The sequence below is a fragment of the Bacillus sp. FJAT-49711 genome (assembly GCF_018343715.1).
Taxonomy (GTDB): domain Bacteria; phylum Bacillota; class Bacilli; order Bacillales; family Bacillaceae_C; genus Lederbergia.
Window position 1 is genome coordinate 83,837 of sequence record NZ_JAGYPL010000001.1, and the last position, 12,201, is coordinate 96,037.

7 protein-coding genes are annotated in these 12,201 nt (G+C 38.5%); 2 read left to right on the plus strand and 5 right to left on the minus strand.

The genetic code is table 11. The features are described 5' to 3' along the window. Positions 1-178: 178 nt before the first annotated feature. On the minus strand, positions 179-2,338 hold the full coding sequence (locus KHA96_RS00550; RefSeq protein ID WP_213127354.1) for a cell division protein FtsA: 2,160 nt from the start codon (positions 2,336-2,338) through the stop codon (positions 179-181). A gap of 288 nt (positions 2,339-2,626) precedes the next feature. On the opposite strand from KHA96_RS00550, the gene ccpA reads away from it, so the two are divergent. Next, positions 2,627-3,628 (plus strand): catabolite control protein A, encoded by a 1,002-nt coding sequence (gene ccpA, locus KHA96_RS00555; RefSeq protein WP_213127355.1) that lies wholly within the window; start codon positions 2,627-2,629, stop codon positions 3,626-3,628. Between the two features lie 64 nt (positions 3,629-3,692). On the opposite strand, the gene KHA96_RS00560 is transcribed toward ccpA, so the two are convergent. The 3 genes from KHA96_RS00560 to KHA96_RS00570 are packed head-to-tail and all read right to left on the minus strand — an operon-like array spanning position 3,693 to position 6,183. Further along, entirely contained in the window at positions 3,693-4,880 is a 1,188-nt protein-coding gene (locus tag KHA96_RS00560; protein WP_213127356.1) for an acetoin utilization protein AcuC, read from the minus strand. Continuing rightward, the gene (locus KHA96_RS00565) at positions 4,877-5,524 is read right to left on the minus strand and encodes an acetoin utilization AcuB family protein (RefSeq protein ID WP_213127357.1); all 648 of its coding nucleotides are present in this window, start codon (positions 5,522-5,524) and stop codon (positions 4,877-4,879) included. Before KHA96_RS00565 ends, KHA96_RS00560 begins: the two co-directional genes overlap by 4 nt. A gap of 26 nt (positions 5,525-5,550) precedes the next feature. Continuing rightward, positions 5,551-6,183 carry a GNAT family N-acetyltransferase gene (locus tag KHA96_RS00570; protein ID WP_213127358.1) on the minus strand — a complete coding sequence of 211 codons (633 nt, stop codon included), beginning with the start codon at positions 6,181-6,183 and terminating at the stop codon, positions 5,551-5,553. Between the two features lie 1,003 nt (positions 6,184-7,186). Between KHA96_RS00570 and acsA the strand changes: the two genes are divergently transcribed. Further along, on the plus strand, positions 7,187-8,905 hold the full coding sequence (gene acsA, locus KHA96_RS00575) for an acetate--CoA ligase (protein WP_213127359.1): 1,719 nt from the start codon (positions 7,187-7,189) through the stop codon (positions 8,903-8,905). 328 nt (positions 8,906-9,233) lie between these two features. Here the strand turns inward: acsA and KHA96_RS00580 are convergent, their stop codons facing one another. Then, positions 9,234-12,170 carry a transglycosylase domain-containing protein gene (locus KHA96_RS00580; RefSeq protein ID WP_213127360.1) on the minus strand — a complete coding sequence of 979 codons (2,937 nt, stop codon included), beginning with the start codon at positions 12,168-12,170 and terminating at the stop codon, positions 9,234-9,236. Positions 12,171-12,201: the final 31 nt, after the last annotated feature.

Consider the following 12,201-nt stretch of genomic DNA (forward strand, 5'->3'; position numbering starts at 1 on the left):
CGCTTTTTCCGCGAGATATAGGGAATTTCCTCGGAAACGGGATCTCCCCAGCCAAGTATTCCCACAGGGCTCTCACACTCTATCCTCTACAATCAACATTGTGCCAAGATTAATTATGTGCATTTTACTGGAGAGTAATGCTTTGTTTTATTGCAGTGATTTGTTAGACAGAAAGTCCTTATTTATCATAAGTTACAGTCGGCCAAACAATTTCTAAATGATCACCATTTTGAATGGGCGAGTAAAAAGTGGCTTCTTCATTATTTAATAAAATCGAGAAATTGCCTGATGCGTTTTTCGGTTTATTTACTTCTACAAAATTAAAAATATCTTGGAAAATAAAAGTTGATTCACTCGCTTCATTCCATTCAATATGGTCTCCTGAAAACAATTCTTCCTCTTGTTTTAATATCTCTCCATTACGTTTATATTCGCCAGCTGTTTTAGATATAGTAATTTTTTCATCATTAAAAAAAACAGTAATAGATCGTTTTAACAAATGCCCCATAGATGAAGCCAAATTACTAATCGTTGGCGTCATTTTCCTAGCAATGTTTACATCAATGTTCGAAGAAAGTGTTTCATTTTCAGTTGTACGCCGGCCATTTAGTCGAATTTCGCCCGAAAAATTAGGAATAACCTTTTCTTTGCCGTTAATATACAGCTTAAAAGGATGGAGGACGTTTAGTAATTCATTTAAATTCAAGGTCGAAAGCAGCTCGGAAATAGAATCTGGAATATCAACCTTAATGCTGTCACGGTCACTAATCTTATCATTGAGTGAAGCCTTCTTACCATTTATCTTGATTATGGCAGCGATATTGTATGACTTTCCATTAATCACAGCATGCTTTTTAGGAATTTCATCAATTAGATCTCTTATTCTAATATGTGATTGTTCACCATCTGCTCCTTTTTGAGCAATAATTTCATCACCATTTGTAATCTGATCTTCTAAACTACATTCTTTTCCATTTTTTAATAGAATAGGAGGTTCACCATATGAGCCGGGAATCGTAACTTGCTGACCATTCATTGTTACAAATATAGCCATTCCAGGTTTTCCGTAAAGTTTATTAATTAAAATGCCTGAGGCAAGAATACAGTCGCCAACCGTTAAATCCTTTACTTCAAACATACGAGTAGTTTGATTATTTACCATAACAGTAACATATTGGATCGGTGATTTTCGAGCTGAGATAGCGATGCCAATTGGTGTAATATGTTCAGGCCCACCGGGAATATGTTCGGCAAAGGTTAAACCTTGAATGGCTTCTGCTCCTCTAATCGCCACTCTATTTTCAGGTAAATTTAACATTCCAGCCAATCTTTTTGGCAGTTCGGGAGTTTTGCTTCCTCCTCCAACAAGCATAACGGCTTTTGGAGGTTGTCCGTTATTTAATTCTCTAATCTCCATACTAATTTCTTTAGAAAGCTTATCAATAGCAGGTGAAATCTGTTTAACGACATCTACTTTAGATAATTCATTTTCGAAACCGAGTATATCATGAACAGTAATGGCGTCATTCTCCCAAAGCTCTCTTTTCGCTTGTTCAGCATCTGGAAAATCAAGGAGGAGATGATCACTAATCGCTTCCGTAATTTCATCACCCGCGGTCGGAACCATCCCATAGGCGACAACTGTTCCGGCATTTGTAATCGCGATATCGGATGTTCCAGCACCTATATCAACAAGAGCCACATTTAGCCTCCTCATCGAAACAGGTACAAGAACATTAATAGCCGCAATCGGCTCCAATGTAAGAGCATCAAGCTCTAAATCAGCTCTTTGCAAAGCCTTTATGAGAGAATCTACCACAACCCGAGGTAAGAATGTAGCAATTATTTCTACTGAAGCTTCGTCACCTTGTTGATCAATTAAATTCCCTATGAGCTGATCATCAATAAAATAATGGAGTACAGAGTAACCTACACAATAATAGGATTGAAAGTTTTCGATCGCTTGCTGTTCCGCAGCAATCGCTTGAGCATTTTGGACTGCGGCTAGCTCCAGATAAAGGATATCCTCTTGACTGATGATCGGCTTGCCTTTTATATTCACTATGGCTTTTGCACGCTCTGTTTTCAATGAGCGTCCAGCAGCAGCTACACAAACCTTAGAGAGCTTTCCATATGTTTTTTCTAATAGCTCTTTTACTTCTTTAATAACATATGAGACCGCTTGTATATCATGAATTTGTCCATCGACCATCGCTCTCGCTTTATGCTCTTTTACAACTAAATCTAAAACTTTATATTTTTCCTCGTTCTCTTCAAGGATGAGTCCTACAACAGAACGAGTACCGATATCTAATGCAAAAATCTTATTGTTTTGCACTGAAATTCACCTTCCAGAAAAGATACAAATATGTATATACGCTATTTAAAAATGTATCATATCTTCGATGCGAAAAGAAGATTAAGAACCGACAAGTTTTCATCTATATCTCATAAATATGAAAAAAAAGGGTATATTTTGTATATATAAGTATAAATATGAAATATTTTTCACAAACAAGGGAAATAATTTGCAGGTAGAGGCTCTGTATCGTATGATTATTGAAGTATTATTAAACGGTTATTGATCGTTTTGTCGAAAGATGTAATAGAGGAGTGTGTGCTGTAAATGAATGTAACAATATATGATGTTGCAAGAGAAGCAAATGTATCGATGGCTACCGTTTCTAGGGTGGTTAATGGTAATCCCAATGTAAAGCCGACTACTAGAAAAAAGGTTTTAGAGGTAATTGACCGGTTAGAGTATAGACCTAATGCAGTGGCAAGGGGTCTAGCTAGTAAAAAAACGACAACAGTGGGTGTGATCATTCCAGATATCTCTAGTATATTTTATGGAGAGTTAGCACGTGGAATTGAAGACATCGCAACAATGTATAAATACAATATTATATTAAGTAATTCTGACCAAAACTTGAATAAAGAATTGCATCTTCTCAATACGATGCTCGGAAAGCAAGTGGATGGAATTGTCTTTATGGGCGGTAATATTAATGAGGAATTAAGAAACGAATTCAATCGTTCTCCAGTTCCAATCGTATTGGCGGGCTCCATTGAGGAGAATGAAGCTGTCCCTTCAGTCAATATTGATTACCGCCAAGCTGCCTTTGATGCTGTAACAGCATTTGTAAATAAAGGGCATAAAAGAATTGCATATGCGATTGGTTCATTGAATGATACGATTAATCGAGATCAAAAACTAATTGGCTATAAAGAAGCCCTTGAAAAAGCAGGCTTGGAATACAATGAGGAATATGTTGTTGAAAGTGATGACTCATATGATTCTGGGCTTGAAGCTTGGGTAAAATTGAGCCAAATGGATGAGAAACCTACAGCGGTTGTAGCAGGACATGATGAATTGGCGCTGGGGATTATGCATGGTGCACAGGATGAAGGATTGACTATTCCTAATGATTTGGAAGTTATTTCATCTGATGACACTAGACTTACTTTAATGGTAAGGCCGCAGCTTACTTCTATTGTTCAGCCTTTATATGATATAGGAGCAGTTGCCATGAGATTGTTGACAAAGTTAATGAATAAAGAGAAAGTAGACGAGCAAACCGTTGTTCTTCCTCATCGTATTGAATATCGAGGTACAACAAAAGACTAATAAAGAAAAGCTGGGCTATGTCACTCTACAAGATGTCTTATGCTAGAAAGGAAAAACGGGCTAATCAGACTTGCCCGTTTTTTTGATTGATTCTTTCTAGTTGCTGCCTCACTAAATAAAGAGCACGATCAACAGTTTGCTTATTTTTTTCTTCAATATCTTTTTTTCGAGGAATTGGGTTATACATATCTACCGGATCCTCCCACTGATCAATTAATGAAACAGGTGCTTTTGGCTGCCAGCGTTTTAGCCAATTTTCCGGAAGAGGACCAGAAACATTTGGCCAACCTATCATCTCAAGCCAAATAAGCGACCATGCTCTTGGAACAACTCGCCATATATCATAACCGCCTCCGCCAACAGCGATCCATTTTCCATCACAATATGTATGTGCCAGTTCGTGTGCTAATTTAGGTATTCCTCGATACGTTTTCATGGAACTGGAAAGATGAGTTAAAGGATCAAAATAATGAGCGTCTGCACCATTCTGTGTTACAATCACGTCTGGTTTAAAATATTCTGCGATTTCTGCAAATGCGGATCTATATGATTCTAAAAACGATTCATCCTCTGTGAAAGCATCAAGGGGAATATTAAAGGAATATCCATAACCATTTCCTTGTCCCCATTCATTTACATTTCCTGTCCCGGGAAATAAATATCTGCCCGTCTCGTGTATGGAAAGGGTACAAACTAATTCATCATCATAAAAAGAGCCTTGAACACCATCTCCATGATGTGCATCCGTATCTACATATAAAACGCGTGCATTGTATTTTTCTAAAATGTATTTAATCGCAACTGCACTGTCATTATAGACACAAAATCCCGAGGCTTTTCCTGGGAAACCATGATGCAAGCCACCACCGAGATGGAGGGCATGGTTGGCTTTACCTTGTAAAACATAATCGACTGCTGTCAATGTTCCACCAACGAGCCCGGCACTTGCCTCATGCATGCCTTTAAAAATTGGGGTATCTTCAGTGCCTAAGCCAAAACCTTCTGCTTTTTCCTTGGAAAGATTCCCGCTGCTTGCTAATTTAATCGCTTCTATAAAAGAACGTTCATGATTTAAAAGAAGTTCCTCATCAGATGCCATTCTAGGCGCAATAATATCATCGGCTTTAATTGCTCCTAATTCTTTTAATAAATCTAAAGTTAGCGTTAATCGATGCTGGTTAAATGGATGATGGTCTGAAAATCGGTATGACAATAATGAGTCGGAATAAATAAATACCGAATCCTTTTTCATGTTTCCATCCCTGGCATATTTGGCCACATCACTTGAAGTCCTTCTTTTTTTAATTTTTCGATGAGCAAAAGGGGATTAATGGTGGCCACTCGAAAAACGAGAATTTTGTACCTTTCATCCTCCTGATCTGGACTCACAAGAACACTATGAACATTCACTTGAAATTCCTGAAAAATACGTGTTACTTCATGAAGCACACCAGGGCGGTTTTCAACTTTCACCTCAATATGTGAACCAGGTTTATTTGCACCTGTCAATTCAACTAACGTATGTAATAAATCTGTTCCTGTTATAATACCTACTAGCTTCCCGCTATTTAAAATAGGAAGGCAGCCAATTTTGTGGTGATAAAAAATAACAGCGACTTCCTCTACAAAATCAAGGGGGTGCCCTGAAATAATATTAGTTGTCATAATAGTGGAGAGCGGCATTTCCAGCTGTTCATGCATTTTCTCACTTTCAGAGAATACTGGTGTGGCACTTTTTATATCGCGATCTGTCACAAGTCCTACAATTTCTTTTTCAGTATTAAGAAGTGGAAGATGCCTTATATTTTTTTCGCGCATTAAATGAATGGCTGTTCTAATTGAATCATCGGGAGTTAATGTAATGACGTCCTTCGTCATAATTTGTTCTACTATCAATATTTTTCACCCCTTTTTAAATAATGCTAATACATAAAGCGATTAACAAAACGAATACTATCAAATTGTTGAATGGATTCAGTATTCACCCTTTTACCAATTCGGACCATCAGACAGTTGGCAGGGTGGGAAGTAATTTCTGGATCATCGGTCGCATACCATTCTAAACCACCGGAGCTCATCATTTTTTCCATAATTTTTCTATATTCCCACACATCTAGCCCAGTTCCTTTTAAATCCCAATGCCAATAATATTCAGTCGTAATAATAATATAATCTTCCATCGCATCATCCATCATGGAGACGTGCAACAGCCCTTTTCCAACCCCGGATCCTCGATATTTTGGAATAACCTCAATGGCCCCAAGTTCGATTAAATTCACCATATTTCCCTGCGACCATCTTTCTAAAGGATCAGGATATAAATATGTAACATAGCCAACTACTTGGTTTTCAACTCTTGCAATAATAATTCTTCCTTCCGGGAGATCTGCAATTCCGATTAATGCATCATGTTGCTGTTTTGCTGGTCGAAAAGCAACAAGATCTTCATGAAATTCAAGATTGCTAAGCTGCGCTGCTGATATTGGTCCTTCAATGAGTAAATGACCATTTTTCGTCCTTAACTCCATTGCATTATACGTCTTTATATGCTCCACACAACAAGCCTCCTTATTTTAACGTTGTTTGTATCCAGCCACCCGTTGATTTGATTTTCGTTCCAAGCGGACGCGCTTTCTCGGAGGCGTGCGGTGAGCCTACCCGGTTGCTTTGCGCCCTGCGGGGGTTCTTCACCTGTCACGCTGACCCCCGACGGGACAGGACGTCCTAGAGTCGACGTTGGCCACAGGACATGGCCTTATTTAGCCGACAAGGAGACGCCGCCTGGAATGTAGATCAACTGAGATATTATTTTGCTCATAGTAGGGCGACTGTTCTCTGTATTTTTAAAATAAACGGATACATTCCGTTTAAATTGGAAAATACCCATATTACCATAATAATAAAGGATGTTTTTCCGATTATATAATACAAATCTTTAGATTTTGTCTAATTTAGAGCAGTTAATAGGAATATCTCCGCTTATATCTGCTTCTTAAGCTCCTCTATAAGCATTAGCCGGAAATTCTCCGCCTATGAATTCTAATACCTTCACGAAAATGAATAAATAATAATAACAGAGATAACTCATTAAAAGGATGAATCATCAATCTTAAATAATTTTTCTTTAATTGGCTTAATCTTTTTTTTAACTCAAAATCTATTAAAGGTTGATTGTAGCGAAAGTGCAAGACTCCTGTGGGACAGGTGAGACCCCACAGGCGTTTACGCCGAGGAGGCTCATGGAAATGCGTAAACGCTTTGACGAGCCCCGACAAGCATAAGACAAATTACGCAGAGGCTTGCCCTTTAGCCACGTAGTAATATGACTTATGACCTCGAGGGGCTAGACGCTGCTGCTAGACAAACTGTCCGCCACGCGGAAAGCGAGCAACTGTAGCGGAAATCAACCAAGCACTACCCTGGTATAACAATAATAGCCTTTTTAGAGACACAAGATATCAAAAATATATTCAATAAATTATTAAAAAAATTGAGAATAATAGCTATTTATATTATAATATAAAAAGTAATTTCTAGATACAAAGGGGAGTTGTAAATATGAAATTGGAAGCGTTGCCAGTTATAGAAGGTAATTATAATTTACAAAATTACGATGAAACGTATGCTAACTTTAATTGGTCCGAGACAGAAAAAAACTTTTCATGGTATGAAACTGGCCGCGTTAATATGGCTTATGAGGCTATTGATCGTCATACAGAAACGTTCCGCAAAAATAAAGTTGCGCTTTATTACCGTGATGGTGTAAGAGATGAAACATATACGTTTTATGATATGAAAAAATGGACGAATAAAGCAGGAAACGCTTTAAGAGAGTTTGGAAATGTGGAAAAAGGTGATCGAGTATTTATTTTTATGCCGAGATCACCAGAGCTTTATTTTGCTATTCTTGGAGCGATAAAGGTTGGAGCGATTGTTGGCCCACTTTTTGAAGCTTTTATGGAAGGTGCAGTAAAAGATAGACTAGAAGATAGTGAGGCAAAAGTTCTCATTACGACACCAGAGTTGCTTAAAAGGGTTCCAGTTGATGAGTTGCCTGAATTAAAGCATATCTTTTTAGTCGGAGAAGGAATAGAAGAAGAAGGTCCTTATATAGATTTTAATAAACGCTTAAATGAGGCGGATAAAAATCTAGATATTGAATGGGTCGATCGAAAGGATGGAATGATCCTTCATTATACATCTGGGTCAACTGGACGCCCTAAAGGTGTGCTCCATGTTCACAATGCGATGATTCAGCAATATGAAACAGCTCGCTGGATATTAGATTTGAAGGAAGAAGATATTTATTGGTGTACAGCTGATCCTGGATGGGTGACAGGAACTTCATATGGCATGTTTGGACCTTGGTTAACAGGAACAACAAACGTGGTTGTTGGTGGTCGCTTTAAACCGGAAAATTGGTATCAAACATTAGAGGATTACGGTGTGACCGTATGGTATAGTGCGCCAACAGCTTATAGAATGTTAATGAGTGCCGGGGATGAGCTTGTAAAACAATTTGATCTATCCGAATTGCGCCATGTTTTAAGTGTTGGTGAACCACTAAACCCTGAAGTCATCCGCTGGGGAATGAAAGTATTCCAAAAACGCATTCACGATACATGGTGGATGACAGAAACAGGAGCTATGCTAATTGCAAATTATCCTAGCATGGAAATTAAGCCTGGTTCTATGGGCAAACCGATTCCTGGAGTTGAGGCAGCAATTGTTGACGACCAAGGAAATGTACTTCCGGCAAATAGAATGGGAAATCTGGCAATTAAAAAAGGCTGGCCGTCCATGATGCATGAAATCTGGAATAACAAAGAGAAATATAATTCTTATTTCTTGCCAGGTGATTGGTATGTTTCAGGTGACTCTGCCTATATGGATGAAGATGGGTATTTCTTCTTCCAAGGGAGGGTGGATGATGTTATCATGACTTCTGGAGAACGTGTTGGACCGTTTGAAGTAGAAAGCAAAATACTCGAACACCCAGCCGTAGCGGAAGCTGGTGTTATTGGAAAACCAGACCCTGTTCGTGGTGAAATCATAAAAGCATTTATTGCATTGCTTGATGGGAATGAGCCTTCAGAGGAATTGGCGGAAGATATTAAGCAATTCGTGAAAAAAGGTCTTGCTGCTCATGCGGCCCCTCGTGAAATTGAATTCCGCGATAAACTGCCAAAAACACGCAGCGGAAAAATAATGCGCCGCGTTCTAAAAGCTTGGGAATTGAACTTGCCAACAGGCGATTTATCTACAATGGAAGACTAATTGAAAGTCCTGTATCATCTGAGAGATTGATGTGCAGGACTTTTTTTGGTTCGCTTGGGAAATACAGTAACGAGTGTTGACCTATATGCATGTTTGTTCTCGAAAGTAGGAGATGCGAGGATGAAAGTTGATTAACACACATGTTCATTGTGTAAAAGGGGAATACGGAAACGAAGACTGTCTTTCTCAATGATTCGCTTCCACATTATTTTTTCAAAAAAACATATCTACTTCTTCTTTTTCGCTTTTCGGCGAGATCACTATTATAGGAAGTAGATGCAATTACAATAAAAGATAACCAAAAAACCGGGCGTAAATGCCCGGTTTTTTATGGAGTATCCTCATCTCCATCTGAGTTGTTTCCATTATTATTTTTCTTTTCCTCTTCCTTCTTTTTTTGTTCTTCTTCTTTCTTTTTTTGCTCTGCCGCTTTTTTCTCTTCTTCTTTTTTCTTTTCCTCTTCGACTTTCTTCTGTTCTTCAGCTTTTTTCTTCTCTTCTTCTAATTTCTTTTCTTCTTCCTTTTTCTTGAGTTCATCGCCATTTCCTACTTTTTCGGATGGTTTTGACTCTCTGCCGGCAATATCGACTGCCACAACGTGAAACATTCCATCCCCGACTTTATGTGCTAGGTCTTCATCAGATTTGATGGACGCAATCTTTTTGCCTTCTTCTGTATAAATACGGTAACCAATTACATCTTTACTTGAAGATGCCCCCCATTTTAGCGCCCCGTTAGTGAAAGAAGCTTTAACTGCTGCAGGGGCCTTGCCGTCATCTGCAAGCTTATCATCTGCAACTAAAAGATCTTTCCATTTAGGATTATCTGGAATGAGCTGCGAAAAGTCTTTTACATAACCCATTGTTATTCGTTTTAGGAATTCAGGATTAATCACTAAGCCCTGCTTCGTAAATTCTTCAGGAGTAGATGGCAATGCTGCATATTTTTTTCCGCTAGCTAAAATATATCGCCCACCTGCACCTAAGCTATCATCCGTTTTGGAAGGAACATATTTTGCATTAAAAATATCCGCTTGAACGAGACCAGCTTTAGAACATGCTTCAGATGGGAGCATACCTGAAACCGCACAATATGATCGATTGACGATCCCACCCGGCATTTCAAATCGTTTATTATCTTTTGGTTTAACAATGTCTGGAGCGACATCGTATGCTGAGTTCATTAAGTTAGCCCAGATGCGATAGTTTCTAAAGTCATAGCCTTGACTTTGGGCTTTATTTGAATTGTATCCAATCCATGTTCCCATTGTTACGTTCGGATTTGACACCACGAGCCAAGAATCTTTGGCATCATTGGAAGTACCTGTTTTACCCGCCCAGTCAGTATTAAACTTCAGCATCCCAGGCAATGCTTGAGCCGTACCGAAATTTAAAACACCCCGCATGACATCCGTCATTAAATAGGCCGTTTGTGGGCTAAATACATCGACTGGTTTCGATTTTTGTTCAAAAATGATCTTTCCTTTTTGATCGGTAATCTTTTCAATCATATAAGCATCTATGAACTTACCGCCGTTTGCAAACGTTGTATAAGCATTTGTATTTTCCTCGACGGTTACACCATTTGTTAATCCTCCAAGTGCTAAAGAAGGGTTTTGATACTCATCCTTTACTAAACTTGTAAATCCCATTTTTTCTAAAAATTTTGTAGGCTTTTGATCGATGATTTTCATATACGTTGCCACTGCCGAGGCGTTATACGATTTTGCAAGAGCGTATCTTGTTGAAACAAGACCGTAAAACTTACCTCTGACAAAATTGTTCGGCATCCAGCCAGGACGAATCCCTACGTAAGGCAAATCCGCGACAACGGCACCAGGAGCGCTTGCCCCAAGTTCATAAGCCGGTGCATAGACTAGCAATGGTTTCATTGTTGAACCATTTGGACGTTTTGCTTGTGTAGCATGGTTATATGGATCCAACTCATAATCGCGTCCGGCAACAAAGCTCAAGATTTTTCCGGATTTATTTTCTATTAAAATAGAACCAATCTGAACTGGATCATCCACTGTTTCCATTTCACCAGTTTCTTCATTTTTCCGTTCGCGTTTGTATGTCGGTCCATAATTTTGATATTCATCTTTCACTTTTTGTTGAATATCATAAATTTTCTTGTTGATTGTAGAATGAATGTTATATCCATTTTGACGTATGTCTCTATTGGCCAAAGTCCAATATTTCCCGTAGAGATTTTTATCCTTTGCCAAATCTGCCTTTTTATATCCATCTTTTTTTGCTAATACCTCTGTCAGGACATCGACCGCTCTTTCTTCAAGTTCAAACGTTAGAGCAGGGTATTCTTCAAATGTTCTCGGCTGTTTTGGAATAAAGTCAGCTGTTATATCGTATTTGATTGCTTTGTTATACTCTTTTTCTGTAATATACTTTTCATTTTTCATTCTAGTTAAAACGGTTTTCATTCGATTTAGCCCCGGTTCAAGTCCTTCAGGGCTCTTAACTTCACCTTTGTTCGTAAAAGGTGTATATCCGAAAGGACTTTGCGGCAAACCTGCTATAAAGGCGGCCTGTGGTAGGCTCAAGTCTTTTGCTTCTATTCCAAAGATTCCTTTAGCAGCAGCTTGGACACCCCCAATGTTTTGCCCGGAAGAATTCCTGCCGAATGTCGAGACATTTAAATATGCTTCTAAAATTTCATCTTTATCTAGGAATCTCTCAACCCGTAAAGCAAGAAGAACTTCCTTTGCTTTACGATCAAAGGATACTTCATTTGTTAAAATTTGATTCTTAATCAGCTGCTGTGTCAACGTACTTCCACCTGATTGAACTGCAGAGTTTGTAAACTCTTGAAATACTGCACGGAATAATGCTTTTGGAACTACACCTTTATGTTCATAAAAATATTCATCTTCCGTAGCAACAACAGCTTTCTTTAAATAATCAGATACATCCTTAATACTAACTTCCTCCCGGTCAATGTCAGACCGCAATTTACCAAGTGGAACATTATTTGCAAAATATAAAGTTGACGTTTCTTCATATTGATGAATATCTTTTACCATTGAAGCTTCGGCACGTACTTTTTCATCTTTTACAAGAGCTGCAAAATACCCAGCGCCGACTCCTCCGGCAAATGCACCGCCAATCATGATGACGAGTAAAAGCAGAAGCAGTAAATTCCAAACGACACCGTAAGTAATGCGGACTCCCTTGCCGACATTTTTAAATTTAAAAGTGGAAGCGAGCTTATTCATTCGTTCTTTGCTTCTATTTTCGCGATTTGTCATAAGTTTTAATCCCCCCAAAATCATTCCTATT